Annotated in this window: 19 protein-coding genes; 8 read left to right on the forward strand and 11 right to left on the reverse strand. The window is 64.8% G+C overall.

Annotated features, from left to right (window positions below):
* Positions 1-966 carry an anti-sigma factor family protein gene (locus tag AC5RTB_RS06765; protein WP_494060290.1) on the forward strand — a complete coding sequence of 322 codons (966 nt, stop codon included), beginning with the start codon at positions 1-3 and terminating at the stop codon, positions 964-966.
* A 41-nt stretch (positions 967-1007) separates the two neighbouring features.
* A complete protein-coding gene (locus tag AC5RTB_RS06770) occupies positions 1008-1451 on the forward strand; it encodes a twin-arginine translocase TatA/TatE family subunit (protein ID WP_494060291.1) in 444 nt (147 codons plus the stop codon).
* Between the two features lie 47 nt (positions 1452-1498).
* On the opposite strand, the gene AC5RTB_RS06775 is transcribed toward AC5RTB_RS06770, so the two are convergent.
* From AC5RTB_RS06775 to AC5RTB_RS06785, 3 genes are read right to left on the reverse strand one after another with little or no spacing between them, the layout of a single operon-like run.
* Positions 1499-2626, reverse strand: a complete 1128-nt coding sequence (locus tag AC5RTB_RS06775) for an Mrp/NBP35 family ATP-binding protein (RefSeq protein ID WP_494060413.1) — start codon at positions 2624-2626, stop codon at positions 1499-1501.
* Positions 2623-3219 (reverse strand): DUF1003 domain-containing protein, encoded by a 597-nt coding sequence (locus tag AC5RTB_RS06780; protein WP_494060292.1) that lies wholly within the window; start codon positions 3217-3219, stop codon positions 2623-2625. The genes AC5RTB_RS06775 and AC5RTB_RS06780 overlap by 4 nt, the downstream gene beginning before the upstream one ends.
* A complete protein-coding gene (locus tag AC5RTB_RS06785) occupies positions 3212-4492 on the reverse strand; it encodes a magnesium transporter MgtE N-terminal domain-containing protein (protein ID WP_494060293.1) in 1281 nt (426 codons plus the stop codon). The genes AC5RTB_RS06780 and AC5RTB_RS06785 overlap by 8 nt, the downstream gene beginning before the upstream one ends.
* Positions 4493-4656: 164 nt before the next feature.
* Here AC5RTB_RS06785 and AC5RTB_RS06790 point away from each other — a divergent pair, with 164 nt between their 5' ends.
* Entirely contained in the window at positions 4657-5481 is an 825-nt protein-coding gene (locus tag AC5RTB_RS06790; protein WP_494060294.1) for a YflT domain-containing protein, read from the forward strand.
* A 136-nt stretch (positions 5482-5617) separates the two neighbouring features.
* Here AC5RTB_RS06790 and AC5RTB_RS06795 read toward each other — a convergent pair whose 3' ends face one another.
* Positions 5618-7192: an aminopeptidase P family protein gene (locus AC5RTB_RS06795; protein ID WP_494060414.1), complete on the reverse strand. Its 1575-nt coding sequence runs from the start codon at positions 7190-7192 to the stop codon at positions 5618-5620.
* A gap of 128 nt (positions 7193-7320) precedes the next feature.
* On the opposite strand from AC5RTB_RS06795, the gene AC5RTB_RS06800 reads away from it, so the two are divergent.
* Entirely contained in the window at positions 7321-8166 is an 846-nt protein-coding gene (locus tag AC5RTB_RS06800) for a PHP domain-containing protein (RefSeq protein ID WP_494060295.1), read from the forward strand.
* Here the strand turns inward: AC5RTB_RS06800 and AC5RTB_RS06805 are convergent.
* The 3 genes from AC5RTB_RS06805 to AC5RTB_RS06815 form a co-directional block, all read right to left on the reverse strand.
* A complete protein-coding gene (locus AC5RTB_RS06805) occupies positions 8156-9079 on the reverse strand; it encodes a DNA-methyltransferase (protein WP_494060296.1) in 924 nt (307 codons plus the stop codon). The genes AC5RTB_RS06800 and AC5RTB_RS06805 overlap by 11 nt on opposite strands.
* A gap of 7 nt (positions 9080-9086) precedes the next feature.
* Entirely contained in the window at positions 9087-10697 is a 1611-nt protein-coding gene (locus AC5RTB_RS06810) for a DEAD/DEAH box helicase (RefSeq protein WP_494060297.1), read from the reverse strand.
* A gap of 309 nt (positions 10698-11006) precedes the next feature.
* Complete coding sequence (locus AC5RTB_RS06815; RefSeq protein WP_494060298.1) at positions 11007-12710, reverse strand: RNB domain-containing ribonuclease; 1704 nt, start codon at positions 12708-12710, stop codon at positions 11007-11009.
* 181 nt (positions 12711-12891) lie between these two features.
* Between AC5RTB_RS06815 and AC5RTB_RS06820 the strand changes: the two genes are divergently transcribed.
* Positions 12892-13503, forward strand: coding sequence for a ferritin-like fold-containing protein (locus AC5RTB_RS06820; protein ID WP_494060415.1), 612 nt, complete (start codon positions 12892-12894; stop codon positions 13501-13503).
* Between the two features lie 32 nt (positions 13504-13535).
* Here AC5RTB_RS06820 and thiE read toward each other — a convergent pair whose 3' ends face one another.
* Complete coding sequence (gene thiE / locus AC5RTB_RS06825; protein ID WP_494060299.1) at positions 13536-14186, reverse strand: thiamine phosphate synthase; 651 nt, start codon at positions 14184-14186, stop codon at positions 13536-13538.
* Between the two features lie 149 nt (positions 14187-14335).
* On the opposite strand from thiE, the gene thiO reads away from it, so the two are divergent.
* The 3 genes from thiO to AC5RTB_RS06840 are packed head-to-tail and all read left to right on the forward strand — an operon-like array spanning position 14336 to position 16501.
* Entirely contained in the window at positions 14336-15490 is a 1155-nt protein-coding gene (thiO, locus tag AC5RTB_RS06830; RefSeq protein ID WP_494060300.1) for a glycine oxidase ThiO, read from the forward strand.
* The gene (gene thiS / locus AC5RTB_RS06835) at positions 15466-15708 is read left to right on the forward strand and encodes a sulfur carrier protein ThiS (RefSeq protein WP_494060301.1); all 243 of its coding nucleotides are present in this window, start codon (positions 15466-15468) and stop codon (positions 15706-15708) included. The genes thiO and thiS overlap by 25 nt, the downstream gene beginning before the upstream one ends.
* A 1-nt stretch (position 15709) precedes the next feature.
* The gene (locus AC5RTB_RS06840) at positions 15710-16501 is read left to right on the forward strand and encodes a thiazole synthase (RefSeq protein WP_494060302.1); all 792 of its coding nucleotides are present in this window, start codon (positions 15710-15712) and stop codon (positions 16499-16501) included.
* Between the two features lie 60 nt (positions 16502-16561).
* Here AC5RTB_RS06840 and AC5RTB_RS06845 read toward each other — a convergent pair whose 3' ends face one another.
* The 3 genes from AC5RTB_RS06845 to AC5RTB_RS06855 all read right to left on the reverse strand — a co-directional run bounded on the left by AC5RTB_RS06845 (position 16562) and on the right by AC5RTB_RS06855 (position 17809).
* Positions 16562-16867, reverse strand: a complete 306-nt coding sequence (locus tag AC5RTB_RS06845; RefSeq protein ID WP_494060303.1) for a hypothetical protein — start codon at positions 16865-16867, stop codon at positions 16562-16564.
* Between the two features lie 18 nt (positions 16868-16885).
* The gene (locus AC5RTB_RS06850; protein ID WP_494060304.1) at positions 16886-17110 is read right to left on the reverse strand and encodes a DUF3107 domain-containing protein; all 225 of its coding nucleotides are present in this window, start codon (positions 17108-17110) and stop codon (positions 16886-16888) included.
* A gap of 78 nt (positions 17111-17188) precedes the next feature.
* Positions 17189-17809 (reverse strand): TetR/AcrR family transcriptional regulator, encoded by a 621-nt coding sequence (locus AC5RTB_RS06855; protein WP_494060305.1) that lies wholly within the window; start codon positions 17807-17809, stop codon positions 17189-17191.
* Between the last annotated feature and the right edge of the window lie 105 nt (positions 17810-17914).

The raw sequence follows: 17914 nt of genomic DNA on the forward strand, positions 1-17914 counted from the left end.
ATGCGTCATCCAACCCGTTTTCTGATCGACTACGTGGCTGGTGAACTCAGCCCCACTCGCCAGCGCGCAGTCGAGCAGCACCTTCTCCGGTGTGCCCGGTGCCACGAGGTAGTGGCACAGGAACAATCAATTCGTCGCCGGCTGCAGAGTTCCGGGACACCGGGTCCATCCGAAGATTTGTGTGAGCGCATCCTGCGCAGGTCCGCAGCCAGGCCGGGCAGACCGCTCGGACCAACCGATGCCGCAAAAAGCGTCCCCTATGGTCTCGACGAAGAACCTGTCGGCGAGTCGTTCGCACACAGGAACCGGACCGTTCTTGCCGTCGCCAGCGGTCTGGCGGTTGCGGCCGTTGCGACCCTGACAGCCGCTTATGCGCTCGGTTCCGAAGCCGATTCAAATGACGCGGTCGCGGGAGCCAGTGCCGTTTCGGTTGCGGAGAGTTTCCAGACCGTGGCGGCGGGCACGCCCACCAACCTGAGTTCCACCCAGATCGATCAACTGCGCAACGAAGGCTGGTTCTGTCCGGAACTTGAGGCGCTCGGCTTTCAGCTTGAACGGGCCGAAGCGCTCACAATGGACGGTCGGCCCACCCTGCAGCTGGACCTCTCCGACGGCAGCCATTCGTTGACCATCTTCGAACAGCGCGAGGGCGGGGCTGGTTTGGAATCAGCCATCATCAACGCGGCCACCGGCAACACCGTGCAGGAAGACGGGTTTGAGGAGATCGGGGGCACGGAGCAGACTGTCTGGCTCCATCCCGGACGCGCCTGGCAGCTGGTGATCGATTCCGGTTCCGCCACGTACACGGTGGTCTCCACCCTTCCCGTCGCGGACATGCCACGGGCGGTCAGCCAGCTCATGTTCAATGAACACTCGCAGCTTGCCCACTCGCGTCCGGACGCACCAGGCGACCCAGTGAGCCGCATCCTTCGAGGCCTCGCGAAGCTGGCGCAGCCGGCGCCCTGACGTAAATAGATTCGGTCTTGTCCGGGAGGTAGGCTTCGAGAGTGTTTGGAATCAATGGATACGAGTTCCTCCTGTTGGCGCTCATTGCTGTGATCGTCCTTGGTCCCGAACGCCTGCCCGAATACGCGTCCCAGCTCGCGCAGCTGGTCAAGGGCTTGCGCCGTATGGCCACAGGAGCGCGCGAGCAGCTCCGCGAAGAGGTTGGATCGGAGTTCGACGACGTCGACTGGCGCAAGCTTGATCCCCGCCAATATGATCCTCGCCGTATCATCAAGGAGGCGCTCCTTGACGACATCGAAGACGCCATTAAACCGGTCAGCGAGAACGGTTCACGCCCGGAATCCCGGTCGCTGGGTGCATCCTCCAACTCCACACAAGGCAGTGCATCGCAGCCGCCCGGCGGTACCACACCCGTCCCTACGCCCGGCACCACTTCGCGGCTGAGCGCCGGCCAGCCCGCTCCATTCGACGTCGAAGCAACCTGACGGATCAACGGCCGGGAGCTGGCCGGCCCCGGCCATCCAGCGAGCGGTCAGGCCCGCTTCGGTGTGACCCTCAGCAGCTTGTCCCCCAGCCCGCGCGGCCTGCGGGCGAGCGTGGATGCGATCCGGCGAAGCTCCTCAGCGGCACGGAAGCCTGTCTGAAGGACCACAGGTCGTCCACTGTCCCCGCCTTCCCTCAATGCTGGTTCCAGCGGGATGCTGCCGAGCAGCCCGACGTCGTAACCGACAGTCGCTGTGAGCCGGCGCGCGAGTTCGGCACCGCCACCACTGCCGAACACCTCCATCCGCTCGCCGGAGGGAAGCTCAAGCCACGACATGTTCTCAATGACTCCCGCGACTTTCTGCCCGGTCTGCACAGCCATGGAACCGGCGCGTTCGGCGACGTCCGCCGCCGCGGCCTGAGGGGTGGTGACAATAAGCAGTTCCGCGCCCGGCAGCAGCTGCGCCACGGAGATAGCGATGTCGCCCGTCCCGGGCGGCAGGTCGAGAAAGAGTACGTCGAGATCCCCAAAATACACATCCTGCAGGAACTGCTCCAGCGCACGGTGCAGCATGGGACCTCGCCAGGCGACAGCCTGGTTGCCCGCCACGAACATGCCGATGGAGATCGCCTTGACCCCGTGAGCCACCGGCGGCAGGATCATCTCGTCCACCCGGGTGGGTGACTGACTGATTCCCATCAGCGCCGGGACGGAGAATCCGTAGACGTCGGCATCGACGATGCCCACCCGCAGCCCCTGAGCGGCCATCGCCGCCGCAAGGTTCACGGTGACGCTCGACTTGCCGACTCCGCCCTTGCCGCTTGCTACGGCGAGGACCCGCGTCAGGGAACCTGGCTCATTGAACGGAATTCCCCGCTTGGCACCAGGCCCGCGCAACCGCTCCTTGAGCGCATCACGCTGTTCCTGTGTCATGACGCCCAATTCCACGGAGACGCCGCTTACGCCCGGCAGGTCACGCACGGCCGCGTCTACATCCCTGGTGATGGTGTCGCGGAGCGGACACCCTGCGATGGTGAGCAGCACGCGAACGACGACGGCGCCGTCGTCGTCCACGACAACGGCTTCCACCATGCCCAGCTCAGTAATGGGCCGCCTCAGCTCCGGATCGATAACCTCCCCGAGCGCGGTGCGGACCGCGGATTCAAGCGCCACTATCGGTCCTTGCGGGCAGGCGCTACCTGGGGGAGCGAAACGGTTGCATCCGATACCCTGCGCTTGGACTTGCGCTGGGGTGGTGTCTCCTGTCCGTCTGCCGACTCGAGCAGCTCCTCCATGACGGACCGCAGCTCGGACCGGACAAAGTCACGTGTGGTGACCTCTCGGAGCGCGATGCGGAGCTCCGCGATCTCCCGCGTGAGGTATTCGGTGTCGGACAGGTTCCGTTCGGCACGCTGCCGATCCTCCTGGAGCGAGACACGGTCGCGGTCATCCTGCCGGTTCTGGGCCAGCAGCAGAAGCGGGGCGGCGTAGGAAGCCTGCAGGGACAGCATGAGGGTGAGCAGGGTGAATCCAATCGCCGCACTGTCGAACCTCCACTCTTCCGGTGCCCAGCTGTTCCACGCCAACCACACAGCAACGAACACTGTCATGTAGAAGAGGAACTGGGGTGTACCCATGAAGCGCGCGAAGTTCTCGGTTGCGCTGCCGAACGCGTCCGGGTTGGGTCGCAACCTCGGCAGCCAACGCGCGCGGCTTTCCCGTGGCGTGTCCAGACCACTGGTCGTTACAGTTCTGGTTCTTTCAACCATTTATGCCTCCCCGGGTTGTATCGGGCGTGACGTCCTGGGCACGCCAGTCTTCCGGGAGCAGGTGATCCAGAACGTCGTCAACGGTCACCGCCCCCACCAATCGGCCATCCCCGTTAACGATCGGCAACGAGTTCAGGTTGTAGGTAGCAAGAATCCGGGAAACTTCGCTGATGTTCGCCTGGTCGCTGACCGGCTCCAGGTCCGTGTCTACTATGTTGCCCAATTGCTCCGGCGGCGGGAAGCGCAGCAGCTGCTGGATGTGCACCACGCCGAGGTAGCGACCCGTCGGAGTCTCCAGCGGTGGCCTGCAGACAAAAATGGAGGAGGCCAGCGCCGGTGTGAGCTCTTCGCGGCGCACGTGGGCCAGCGCTTCAGCGACCGTCGCTTCGGGAGGCAGGATGACCGGAACCGGGGTCATCAGTGAACCCGCGGTGTCCTCTTCATACTGCAGCAAGCGGCGGACATCTTTTGCGTCACCCGGCTCCATGAGCTGGAGCAGTTCCTCCTTCTGCTCTTCCGGCAGTTCATTGAGGAGGTCGGCCGCGTCGTCAGGATCCATCTCCTCAAGCACGTCGGCTGCCCGCTCGCGGTCAAGCGAAGACAGAATCTGGACCTGGTCGTCGTCGGGTAATTCCTGAAGGATGTCGGCAAGGCGCTGGTCCTGAAGCTCGCTGGCCACCTCGATCCTGCGCTTGTCGCTCATCTCGTGGAGCGCGTCTGCGAAGTCTGCGGCCTTCAGGTCATCGTGCTGGGCGACGAACGAGGTGGCCGCCTGCGGCTCGTCCGCGTCTCCGTGGTAGGCGTCCAGCCAGTCGATGATGAGCCGTTCCCCCCGGCGCAGGCCGCGAAGTCGTGACTGGGGGCCGCCGCGACGGACGAAAATCTGGGAGACATGCCAGTCGCCGGAGCGATCCTTCTCCATGGCGACGTCTTCTATTGTCGCCTCGCCGCTCCCGTCACGGAGTGTGATCCTCCGGTCGAAAAGCTCGGCGACGACGAGCTGCTCGGCTCCACGCTGGTCGAATCGGCGCAGGTTGACGAGCCCCGTGCAGATGATCTGCGCGGCGTCGATCGAGGTTACGCGAGTCATTGGAACGAACACCCGCTTCTTCCCCGGAACTTCGACCACAAGACCCACCACCTGCGGAGCAACCGCGGGACCGCGATCCAGCACGACGGCGTCACGAAGGCGCCCGAGACGGTCGCCGAGCGGGTCGAAAACGTCCAGGCCCAAGAGACGTGCCACAAATACGCGCGTTGGGTTGCTGCTCACATGCCTAGGCTACTGCCGTTGCGGTACTACAGCCGTATTGCGTGACAGCACGCACAGCTTGCGAAGAGCACAGCCCCGTCTCTGAAGGCACCCGAGGGTGTGCCCGAAGTTCACCCCGAGCGATACGGCGCCACAGCGGAGCGCATGTAGGCGAGAATGAGGGTATGTCAAACGTTCTTGGACGAACCGCCTCACGCGACGAGGGCCGTACCCTCCCTAAGGGCGAGACCATTGGGCGCTACAGCTCGTACCTGGATGCTCAGAAAGCGGTGGATTACCTCGCGGACAGCAAATTCCCGGTGCAGCAGGTCTCGATCATCGGCAATGACCTCAAAACCGTGGAACGGGTGACCGGCCGTCTGAGTTATCCGAGGGTTGCGCTTGCCAGTGCAGCAACCGGCGCGTGGTTCGGTCTGTTCGTGGGCTTCATCCTGACGCTGTTCGGCGGTGACACCACGTACCTGCCGATTCTGTCTTCCATGGCGCTCGGTGCCGTGTTCTGGGTGTTGTTCGGCGTAATTGCCTATGCGTTCCAGCGCGGGAAGCGGGACTTCACCTCCACCAGCCAGGTGGTGGCCACCAGCTACGACGTCATTGTGGATCCCGCCGCCGCGGGTGAAGCCCGGAGGATGCTGCAGCAGCTTCCGATGAACTCGCGGCCGCAGGACAACGTTGGTGCGCCGACGCAGCCCTGGGGCACGCCGCCGCAGCAGAATCAGCCGCAGGAGCAGAACCAGGTCCCTCAGCGTCCCGAGGGGTGGGGACAGCCGCCGACCGAGCAGCCACGCCCTCAGGGGGCGAGCCAGCTGCACGACCCTGATTCCCCGGAAGCCGGCGAGGAACAGCGAGCCGCTACCCGTCGTTCCACCCGCGGCCAGTTCCCCGATCTACCCGACGGCCGGCCGCAGTACGGGGTCCGCGTTGAACCCCAGCCCGTCAAGGAATCGCCGGACTCAGCCGAACACAGCGAGGAATCCAGCAGGGAGTAAGCGGTCCCGCAACGGACCCCGGAGCACAGGCTCAAGAACGTAAGAAAGGCGGACAGCCGTATGGCTGTCCGCCTTCCTTACGTATGCTTACCGACCGCGCGCTTGCCGACCGCTTATGCGAGTGCGGTCCTTGCCCCTATTCGCCGGTGGGACTGTAGATGCCGGCCATCCACGTCTCGACGTCGTCGGGATCGCGGGGGAGCGCCGAACTGAGGTTGACCGGCCCATCGGCCGTGATCAGGATGTCGTCCTCGATACGGACTCCTATACCGCGGTACTCCTCGGGAACGGCGAGGTCCTCTTCCTTGAAGTAGAGGCCGGGCTCGATGGTGAAAACCATTCCCTCCGTGAGGACACCGTCCAGATAGAGCTCGCGCTTCGCCTCGGCGCAGTCGTGCACGTCCATGCCGAGGTGGTGACTGGTGCCGTGCGGCATCCAGCGACGGTGATGCTGCCCCTCAGGGGAAAGTGCCTCCTCCAGCGGTACCGGCAGAAAGCCCCACTCATCCAGACGTTCTGCGAGGACGGCCACAGCGGCAGCGTGCACGTCACGGAACTTCGCACCGACCTTTGCGGCCGCGAAACCGGCGTCGGCCGCCTCGAGCACAGCCTGATAAACCTTGCGCTGTATGTCGGAGTACTTGCCGCCGACCGGCAGGGTGCGGGTGATGTCCGCGGTGTAAAGGCTGTCCGCCTCCACTCCGGCGTCAAGAAGCAGCAGGTCCGAAGCGTCCACAGACCCGTTGTTACGGATCCAATGAAGGATGGTGGCGTTGTTGCCGGAGGCTGCGATGGTGTCGTAGCCGAGGTCGTTGCCCTCCTCCCGGGCGCGGGTGAAGAAAGCTCCTTCTACGACACGCTCGCCGCGAGGATGGGAGATAGCCCGCGGCAGTTCCTTGACGACCTCGTGGAAGCCGTTCACCGTAGCCTCAACAGCCTTGCGCATCTGCCCGATCTCCCACTCGTCCTTGATCAGGCGGAGTTCGGACAGGGCTTCTGCGAGCTTCGCATCAAGCTCGTCGGAGGCTTCAAGATCCACACCGGTGTTGATGCGGGAGGTGTCCACGAGGGCGTCGGCGTTCATATCAACTTCGCGCAGCAGACGGATCCGGAGTCCGCCGATCTCGACCGCACCGGCGTCCTTGGTGATCGCCGTTTCGAGGTCGGCGAGGTCAGCGGTTTCCAGCGAGAGCAGTGCGCGAACCTCCGCGCGGGACAGGCGCGAACCGATCCAGAATTCGCCGTAGCGCGCGTTCGCGTAGAACTCGGCGCTGTCCCGGCCGGCCAGCTCACGGAAGTACAGGGTGGCGTGGTGGTTGCCGCCGTCGTCGCCCTTGCCTTCTTCGGTGGGTTCCATCACCAGCACCGCGTCGGGTTCGTGGTCCAGACCGAGCCCGGTGAGGTGGGCGAAGCCGGAGTGGGGGCGGAAGCGGTAGTCAGTGTCGTTCGAGCGTACTTTCAAGGGACCGGCGGGGATCACCAGACGCTCACCCGGGAACTGCAGGGAGATCTTCAGGCGGCGCTGCGCCGCGTACGGCGCAACCTCTGCCTCCACAGGTAGCTCGGTGCTTTTCGCGGCCCAGTTCGAGCTCATGAAGGTTTTGAAGGCAGCCGAATCGGGCCTTTGTGACCGGTTCTCGTTGCGGCTGGAAAGTGGCTGGTCTTCCGGTGTCACCGGGGTGGCCTCACTGCCGGGTCCGGTCGGATTCATGGTTCCTGCCGATGGGTTGTTCTCTGCTGTACTCACCCGACCATCGTCTCACCGGCGCGTGGAGTGAGCCAAACACTCCAGTGCTGTCCTGCTGCGGCTTCCAGCGCGGACGGGCGTACAGTTGTTTGGTGAGAATTGACCTGCACACCCACTCCACCGTGTCGGACGGCACTGAAGGCCCCGCGGATGTCATGCGAGCCGCTGCTGCGGCCGGGCTGGACGTCGTTGCACTGACCGACCACGATTCAACGGCGGGTTGGGCAGAGGCTGGAGAGGAAGCCAAAAACCTGGGCATGGTGCTGGTTCCCGGTATGGAGGTGTCATGCCGAACCGACAAGGGCATCAGCGTGCATGTGCTGTCCTACCTGCACAACCCCGCCCACCCGGGCCTGCTGGCCGAGATCGAACGGTCCCGCGATGCCAGGTTTACCAGGGCCGAGCGCATGGTCGAGAAGCTATCCGCGGACTACCCGATCTCCTGGGCCCACGTGCTTGAGCACGTTGCCGAAGGCGCCACCATAGGCCGCCCGCACATTGCCGACACACTCGTGGCCCTGAAGCTTGTCGGCACGCGCAGTGAAGCATTCGCCAGCATACTCAGCGCCCGGTCACCCTACTGGGTGGGACACTACGCACCGCATCCGGCGGACGCCGTCGCACTGGTCCGGGAAGCAGGAGGCGTTCCGGTGTTTGCCCACCCGGTGGCGTCCTCACGCGGCCGGATCGTGGACAGCGACGTGACCGAGGAGATGATTGACGCCGGTCTGCTCGGACTGGAGATCGAACACCGTGACAACCCCCCGGAGGGACGGGCGGAGCTTGAGCGGATCGCGTCCCGGAATGAACTGCTGGTCACCGGATCCAGCGATTACCACGGAACGGGGAAGCCGAACCGGCTGGGGGAGAACCTCACGAGGCCCGAAATGCTTGCCAGGCTCGAGGACCTGGCCACAGGGAGCAGCGTCATCCGGTAGCAGCGGGAGGATCGACCCGGACGGAGGCCCCGTTGCCGGATTCTGCTGACTGCTCCAGCCATAGCGCGAGGCGCCGGGACATGACGTCGATGGACTGCGGATTGCTGTCCACGCAGACGAAGCGCCGTTCCAGCTTTCCGGCGACTGCCCCGAGTGTTCCCGAGCCGGCGAAGAAGTCCAGCACCCAGTCGCCCGGCCTGCTGCTCGCTGCCACGGCACGGCGTACCAGACCCTCGGGCTTCTGCGTGGGGTATCCGGTCTTTTCCTTGCCCGTAGGGGAGACGATGGTGTGCCACCACACGTCGGTCGGGAGCTTCCCGAGAGCTGCCTTCTCCGGGGTCACCAGGCCGGGAGCCATGTACGGCTCGCGGTCCACCTCTGCGCTGTTGAAGTGGTAACCCGCCGGGTCCTTCACGTAGACGAGGATGTTGTCGTGTTTGGCGGGCCACCGGCGCCGGGCACGGGCGCCGTAGTCATATGCCCAGATGATCTCGTTGAGGAAACACTCACGCCCGAACAGGGCATCGAGCATCACCTTCGCGTAGTGCACTTCCCGGTAGTCGAGGTGAACGTACAGGGTTCCGTCTTCCGCCAGCAGCCGCCACGCCTCGGCAAGGCGCGGGGCAAGGAACTCCCAGTAGTCCTCGAACGCATCGTCGTAGCTCGCCAGCATGCCCTTGACCGTGGAGTAGCTGAGCCCCTTGAACCCGACGCGGTCTCCGGCACCCGGCGCGCTGCGGACCATCGACGTCTGCTGCCGGCGCTGTGAGCGTCCGGTGTTGAACGGAGGGTCCACGTAGATCACGGTGAAGGAGTTATCCGGGAGCTCGGCCAGGTACTCCAGATTCTCGGCATGCACCACAAGATTGGGTCCATCCGGCCGCCAGGCCGGATGGACCGGGAAATCTTCCACGCGTTTGCTAGTTGTCTGCGGCGGGCTTGGAGACCACTTCGCCGTTACGGCGACGGGTACGTGACCGGTTGCGCCTGGCCGGTTCAGCCCGCTCGATGCGCTTGACGCCGCTGTCCGCAGCGCCGCGATCCTCACCGGACGAGGCGGATCCACCGGTACGACGACGGCCGCCCGACTTCCCCTCGGAGCCCTGCCGGCCGCCGCCCCCGCCTGAACGGGTGCGGTCAGCGGTGCGGTTCTTCTTGCCGGTTTCGCCTAGGTCCTCGATCTTCTCGGCGCCGATTCCTGCGAGGGTACGCTGGGCGCGGGGTAACCGGCCCTTGGTACCTTCAGGGATGTCGAGGTCTGTGTAGAGGTGCGGCGAGGACGAGTAGGTTTCCACCGGTTCCGCCTGCTCGAGGCCGAGTGCCTTGTTGATCAGGCCCCAGCGGGGGACATCGTCCCAGTCCACGAACGTGACGGCGGTACCCTTCTTGCCCGCCCGGCCGGTACGGCCCACGCGGTGCAGGTACGCCTTCTCATCCTCGGGGCACTGGAAGTTGATGACATGGGTGATGTCTTCGACGTCGATTCCGCGGGCCGCAACCTCGGTTGCCACCAGAACGTCGATCTTGTCACCGCGGAAAGCCCGGAGTGCCTGCTCGCGTGCTCCCTGCCCGAGGTCACCGTGGATGGCACCGGCGGCGAAACCGCGGTCGATCAGCTCTTCCGACAGCTTGGCGGCCGTGCGCTTGGTCTTGGTGAAGATGATGGTGCGTCCGCGTCCGCGGGACTGGAGGATCCGCGCGACCACTTCGTCCTTGTCCAGGTTGTGTGCGCGGTAGATGACCTGGCGGATGTCCTTCTTGGTGGCGCCGTCGTCCTCGGGGTCCGCTGCGCGGATGTGGGTCGGGTGGGACATGTAGCGGCGGGCCATGGCCACAACGGGACCAGGCATGGTGGCCGAGAACAGGAGCGTCTGGCGAACCGAGGGAGTTGCGGCCATGAGGGTCTCGACATCGGGCAGGAACCCGAGGTCAAGCATCTCGTCGGCCTCGTCCAGCACCACGATGCGGACGTTCTTCAGCGACAGGATCTTCTGGCGGTAGAGGTCAATCAGGCGGCCCGGCGTGCCGACGACGACTTCGGTACCACGTTTGAGCGCCTCGATCTGCGGTTCGTAGGCACGGCCGCCGTAGATCGTGACAATGCGCGCATTACGCTTCTTCGAGGCTTTCGTCAGGTCAGCCGCAACCTGGACGGCGAGTTCACGCGTCGGAACGACGACGAGTGCCTGCGGAGCACCCGGCGCCGGGAGCTTGTCGTAGCCTTCATCCGACGGTCCGACGACGCGCTGCAGCGCGGGCACGCCGAAGCCGAGCGTCTTGCCAGTTCCTGTCTTCGCCTGGCCGATGATGTCGTGGCCGCCCAGGGCGATGGAGAGGGTCATGGCCTGAATGGGGAAAGGATGCACGATTCCCGCGTCCGCGAGGGACTCGACGATGTCGGCGCGGACGTTGAAGTCAGCGAAGGTTTCCGGTGCTTCCTGGTGCGGTTCTTTGGTGGTGACAAGGGTTTCTTCTACGAAGATCTCATCATCACTGTTGTCCGCATGGAGGTGGTGGTTGTCTATGGTCACTCTTACTACCGTTTCGATTAGGCACTGCCGCCGCCGGGCTCAACGCCGGACCGGGAGGTCCGCTCGGAGCAGGACGAAGCAGTGCGTCCAGTGGAAGCCGATCGCGGGCTATCAACTGCGGCTCGGGAGCGGAACGTTCCGCTCCGAGCTGGAAAAACTCAAGATCGCGTAGGTATTGCGGGTCGATTGTTGGAAGCTGCGTGTTCATTGAACCGCGGCCACCACGTTCGGAGAACTGGAACATAAGTTCAATAAGAACGACAAAAGTTCTATAAGAACGACCGGGCATCCATTACTACACCCCCAAGTCTACCCTGCCGCGCTTTCACTTTCCGACGACGACGACGACGCCGCTTGCCGCTTGCTTTTGATCAGTTCGAAGCGCAGCTCCCGCCGGGCGATGTCCGCCGTCACCAGCCGGACGCGGACCTCATCGCCGGCGGTCATGATGCCGTCACACCGTGCTTCTACGGCCGGGTCGGCGACCTGGATGACCCCGTGCGGGACGCCGTTCCCATTGCGGCCATTCCCATTGCGGCCGTTCCCGTTGCGGCCGTTCCCGCCGTTCCCGCCACCGGTGGCTGCCACGGGAGCCGGCTGCCCAGCCGGACCGGAAGGCTCAGCGGGGCTGAGGGGCGCCTGAGGGCTGGCGGCGAGGATAGGGCCGGCGGCGCCTGACGGGCCGACAGACCCGGACGGGGAGGTGCTCACGGATTCGTCGGGAGTAGGCTTGGACCCTGTGATAACGACGGCGTCAAACTCCTCGCCGACCCGGTTGCTCAGCAGCGCAGCCTCCACAGCGGCGATTGCGCCACTCTCCAGCCGGGATGCAAGCTGGTTGGACGAGGACATGAGCGAGTTCAGATCGGGAAGCGCAGCGCGAACCCATGCGGGAGCCTCCTTGCCTGCACACAATGCTTCACAGATGACCAGGACGAACCTGTCGACCAGGCGCCTCAGCGGTGCGGTGGCATGCGCGTACGGAGCCGCAATAGCGGCCTGTTCCACGGCATCCGGCACAACACCGTCGAATGCGGTGTAGCCGGCCCCACGGAACAGCGACGCCGCCGCGTGCATGAGGGAAAGCTGGCGGGGATCCGTGGTGTCCAGGCTGCGCAGGAACTCACCGTACGGGACATCATGCGGCCACGAACGTCCGAGTGCCCGGGCCTGGTGGCGGAATCTGGCGAGCGAGGTTTCATCGGGAGGCGGCATGGTCCGGAGGATCCCGACACCGCCCTCCAGCATAATTTCCGCGGCTGCCATACCGGTCATCAGCGACAGCTGGGCGTTCCAGTCTTCGGCCGCGAGAGGCGGCCGGGTCACGATGAAGTAGCGCTCGCCGTCGTGCGCTATCTCCTGCTCCGGCAGGTTGAGGCTCGCCCCGCCGCGCTCCTTCTCCAGCGCGATGCGCTTGGTGCCGATCTCCTTCAACAGTGTCAGGTTCTCGGCTGCACCGCCGGAGTCGATGTCCTCCTGCACCTGCTCATAGGTGAGCTGCGCGCGGCTCTTCACCACTGCCCGTTCGACGACGACGGATTCAACCTGCGCGTCCTCGTCCAGTTCGAATGTCCAGACGAAAGCCGACCGTTCCCGACCGGGCAACAGGCTGGCTGCGTCTTCAGCGATCACTTCAGGGTGGAGGGAGATCCGGCCGTCCGGCGCGTACATGGTCTGGCCCCGCAACCGGGCTTCGGCGTCGATCGCGCCACCCGGCGTCACGAAAGCGGGCACATCGGCGATCGCGTACCAGACCAGGTAGCCGGACCCTGCGCGCTCCAGGTGGAAAGCCTGGTCCAGATCCGTCGATCCGGGAGGATCGACGGTGATGAAGCCAAGGCCGGTGAGATCGCGCTCCGGCCGGATGTGGGCTTGAACCGCTGAATGTGCCTCGGCCAGCACCTCCGGTGGGAACTCGGCACGCAGCTCCAGCTCCTGGCGCAGACTCTCCAGCGCAGCAGTGAGCTGGACCTGGGAGTCCCGGTTGCTCAGATCCAGATGCGAATACGGCACAATGCCAACCGTAATACACAGCTGTGACGAACCGCCTCCGCGAACTGCACGCGGGTAACCTTGTCCCATGACTGCCTTGCACCCGCAAACCCCGGCGACCCATTCGCCAGCATCCCCGGCGAACGGACCTGTTCCCGGCACGGGCCCGCTGAACACATTCGTCGTCGACCTGTTCGGCGTCATGGCCTACGGTGAGCTTTCCGCGTTCGAGCGTCTGTCGTCGGATGCTCGGTTCTCGCCGACGCTGCTGGACCGGGCCACGCTCGGGCGCCTGGCGGTGACGGAATTCGAGCACTTCGAGATGGTCAGCGCACACCTTGCCGAGCTCGGGGTAGATGTTGAAGATGCGATGAGCCCGTTCCAGGCGTCGATCGACTCCTTCCACGAACGAACCCGTCCGGCCGACTGGTATGAGTCCCTGATGAAGGCCTACGTCATCGACGCGATCTCCGGAGACTTCTACACTGCGCTCGCCGAGCACCTCGACGAGGACACCCGCAACATCATCGCGCGCATCCAGTCGACTGCCGAGCAGGGCGGGCTGCTCCAGTCGCGGTTGAAATCCGCGCTTTCCGACGACCCGCGGCTGGCTTCCCGGCTCGCCCTGTGGGGCCGCCGGCTGGTGGGGGAGGCGCTCACCCAGGCGCAGCGCGTCGGTATTGAACGTGAGTTCCTCGGCGGTCTGCTGTTCGAGGGCCCGGCAGCTGACCAGGAACGCGAGACGGCCCAGCTGTTCGCGCAGCTCACCCGAAACCATTCGCGCCGGATGAGTTCGCTGGGACTGACGGCCTGACGGCCTGACGGCCTCCGCCCGCCGCTCTGCCGCTAGTCGGGGAGCTTCGCCCGGATCTTCGCTGCTGCTTCCTGCGGATCGTCGGCTTCGGTGATCGCGCGGACGACGACGACGCGCCCCGCCCCGGCACCGACCACCTCGTCCACGTTCTGCAGGTCAATGCCGCCGATGGCGAACCACGGCTTCAACGCCTGGCCCTTCTGCGCCTGGGCTGCTTCCAGTCGGGCTGCCTCCCGGACGAGCTCCAGCCCGACTGCAGCCCTCCCCGGTTTGGTGGGTGTAGCCCAGATCGGACCGGTACAGAAGTACCCGACGTCGTCATTCGAGGCAGCGTTCGCCACCTGCTCAGGTGAGTGTGTCGACAGGCCAAGAACACCGCCGGTCTGGAGGAAGGGCCGCGCGAGCGCCGGTGGGAGATCCCGCTGCCCCACGTGCAGCACGGGTGCGCCGCTGATGGCGGCGATGTCCGCGCGGTCGTTGACGGACCATAACTTGCCGTGTGAAACGGCAGAAGCTCGCAGCACCTGAAGCAGTTCGAGTTCCTGCGCGGCTTCCAGGGACTTGTCCCTCAACTGGATGATGTCGACGCCACCGGCAAAGGCGGCGTCGACGAAATCACCGAAGTCCTGCTGTTGCTGACGCGAATCCGTGCACAGGTAAAGGCGGGCGGTACTGAGATGCATACCCACTACAATAAGGGGGTACTGCGGGAGCCGTTCCGCGTCCGGGAGTCCACCGGGCAGTCCATCGGCTGAGAGGGCGTTCGGCGCCGACCGCGTTGTGAGAACAACAAACCTGATCCGGGTCATGCCGGCGTAGGGAAGGACTCCTGATGGGAACTGACGTGGATGTCGCCGTCGTCGGCGGAGGGATTGTCGGGCTCGGAATTGCCTGGGAAGCGATTCGCAGGGGCCACACGGTCACTGTGGTGGACCCCGAGCCCGCAGCTGGAGCCACCCACGCGGCAGCGGGCATGATCGCCCCGGCCAGTGAGCTGCACTACCGCGAGGAGCACCTGCTCCAGCTCACACTCAACTCGGCATCCCGGTACCCCGAATTTCTCGCATCCCTGGCCTGGACGGGCATCGATCCCGGTTACCGCAAGACAGGCACCATGGTGCTGGCGTTCGACGGCGCTGACCGCCGGGCGCTGGCCGATCTGCAGGCGGTTCAAACCCACCATTCCCTGTCGGTCGAACAGGTTTCCCTGCGGGAAGCGCGCCGGTCGGAGCCGATGATTGGACCGGCAGCGACCGCGGCGTTCCGTGCGCCCGAAGACCATCAGGTGGATCCCCGGAAGCTGACCGCGTCCTTGCTGGCCGCAGTGTCAGCGCGCGGGCAACTCCTATCGGAACGGGTTTCCGGTATCGAGCACGTGGGCGGCCGCGTAACCGGCGTGGCCCTCGACGGCGGGCGCTTCCTGGAAGCACGCCACACGATCGTTGCGAACGGCCTGGCCGCAGCGGACCTTGCGGGAATGCCGTGTGAGCTTCCACTACGGCCAGTCTACGGTGACATCCTTCGCTTGCGGGTTCCCGTTGCGCTCCAGCCGCTGCTCACGCATACCGTCCGTGGGCTGGTGCGCGGTCATGCGGTCTATATAGTGCCGCGCGAGGACGGAACCGTGGTTCTTGGCGCAACAATGCGTGAGGACGGCAGCAGTGCGGTGTCCGCGGGAGGCGTGTATCAGCTGTTGCGCGACGCGCAGCAGCTCATTCCTGCCGTTGCGGAGCTGGAGCTGGAGGAGATCCTGTGCCGCGCGCGGCCGGGTACGCCCGACAACGCGCCCCTGCTCGGTGAGGTTGCCGGCACTGAAGGGCTGGTCATTGCCACCGGATTCTTCCGCCACGGCGTGCTCCTGACTCCGGCAGCGGCCGGCATTTGCGTGGACTTACTGGAGGGCAAGCCCTCCCCACCGGGCCTTGACCGCTACAGGCCCAACCGATTCGAAGAAGGACAAGCATGCACCAAACAACCATCACCGTGAACGGTGCGCAGTCAGCCACCGCCGCCGCGGACCTGCTGCACCTGGTCGCCGAGCTCACCGGAAGGGAACTGGCTCCGACGGGACAACCGCTGGACGGGTCCCGACTTGGAGTGGCCGTCGCAGTCAACGCGGCAGTGGTGCCACGCAGCCAATGGGCTGGGCGCGCATTGACCGACGGTGACGACATCGAACTCGTCACCGCTGTACAGGGAGGATGACATGCAATCGAGCACTACCTTGAACGCCGACCCATTGATGATCGATGATGTCGCGCTGACATCCCGGCTGATCATGGGAACCGGGGGAGCCCCCAGCATCGAGGGACTGGGGGAGGCGCTGTCCGCCTCGGGAACTGAACTGACCACCGTCGCAATGCGGCGCTACACCCCCCAGACCGGAGCATCACTCTTTCAGCTCCTGAACTCGCAGGGCATGCGGGTCCTGCCCAATACCGCCGGATGCTTCACGGCACGCGAAGCCGTCCTGACTGCTGAGCTGGGCCGTGAGGCGCTCGAGACCAACTGGGTCAAGCTCGAGGTCATTGCCGATGAGCAGACGCTGCTTCCCGACGCCGTCGAACTGGTGGAGGCAACCGAGGCACTCGTGGCCCGCGGATTCACCGTGTTCGCCTATACCAACGACGACCCGGTGCTGGCCCTCAGGCTCGAGCAACTGGGTGCGGCAGTTGTCATGCCGCTGGGTGCTCCTATCGGCACCGGACTGGGCATCCTCAATCCGCACAACATTGAGCTCATTGTTGCGAGGGCTGGCGTTCCCATCGTGCTGGACGCAGGGATCGGGACAGCCTCTGATGCGACACTCGCGATGGAGCTGGGATGCGACGCCGTCCTCCTTGCCACGGCGGTCACCCGCGCGCAGGATCCGGTCGCTATGGCCACCGCGTTCCGGCACGCTGTCATCGCCGGACGCCTCGCTTCGCAGGCCGGAAGGATTCCGAGGCGGGAGCATGCGCTCGCATCGTCATCGTTCGAAGGCCGGGCGGACCTCTAAGCGCGGGCAGGACCTCCAGGGCGGCGGACCAACAGGTCCGGCAGCCCAGACCGGGACCGGTCAGCGCCGTTTCAGGATCGAGGTCATCGCGTCGGCATCAGACTTCTCACGGTGACGGCCGAACCACCAGGCTGCCGCCACCGTAATAGCGGCGGCGGCAACCGGCGGCAGGAGCCACGCAAGCCAGAACAGGTCCGGATCAAAGCCAATGCCTGCAAACTGCAGGATGATCCAGATGACCAGGGCGGAGCAGAGACTGATGCCAGGAAGCAGAAGGACCCCGTACAGGTGATGCCGCCGGTCCGCGAGCCAGACGAAGAACCCAATGGTGATCGCGAAGCCGGTGACGACTACCAGCGAGACCATAGGGAAACACCTGCTCGGTCAGAGAGCGCCGAATCCGATGCGACGCGACTCGCTCTCACCAATTTCCACGTAGCCGAGAACGCCGGAAGGAACAATGACCTGCCGTCCCTTGGCATCCGTAAGCCGCAGCTCAGCACCGCCGTTCATTGCCTTGCTTACGACCTCCGCCACCTCGCCCGCCGTCTGGTTCGACTCAAGGACAATTTCACGGTTGACGTTCTGAACGCCGATTTTGATCTCCACAGCTAAGGCCTTTCGTTTACGAGCAGGGGACTTGTTTGCGCTCTCGATCAGCGCTACCAAACTTAAGGGAAATGTAACTCAGATTTCCTTGGGGAATCGACTAATTCCGCGCCAAGCTAAACGGTAGATCAGCTCGCTGGCGGCATCGATATCCAGGCTGCCGTCCGTCTCGAGCCAGTACCGGGCGCTGACCTGCGCCATGCCCGCCATCGCCCGTCCCAACAGGGTTGCCTCAAGATGCGAGAGCCGGGTGTCTCCGGAGATCACACCCGCGATCTGGTCCGCGAAGTGTGCGTTGAACGCCTCAAGCCGGCGGCTGACGTCAGGGTCGTTATTCAGGTCCGACTCGAAGACGATCCGGTGGGCCTGGCTGTCCTGGGCGATGAACTGGAAATATGCACGCATGGTTGCGTGCACGCGCAGCTTATTGTCGGACGTCGACTTCAGGGCGTCGACTAACAGTTCGGTCAGCGAGGCCAGATGGCTCTCAAGCAGCGCGAGGTACAGCTCTCTCTTACCGGGGAAGTGCTGATACAGCACCGGCTTGCTGACATGCGCCACTTCGGCGATTTCGTCCATCGCCGCGCCGTGGTACCCGTTGGCAACGAACACCTCATGGGCGGCATTCAGTAACTGTCGTCGCCGCTCGTCTCGCGGAAGCCGAGTGGCCTTTCCGCTCGCCGGTGCCTCTGAGCTCACGTGTCTGGGCTTTCGGTTGTACGTTCCAATTCACCCGCCGGTACAGCGGGGTTTCCCAGTCTACCCGCGCATCCGGGCGTCGGCGGGCACGATGTCGGGAGATTG

This window comes from Arthrobacter sp. M71 S08 (assembly GCF_059089725.1).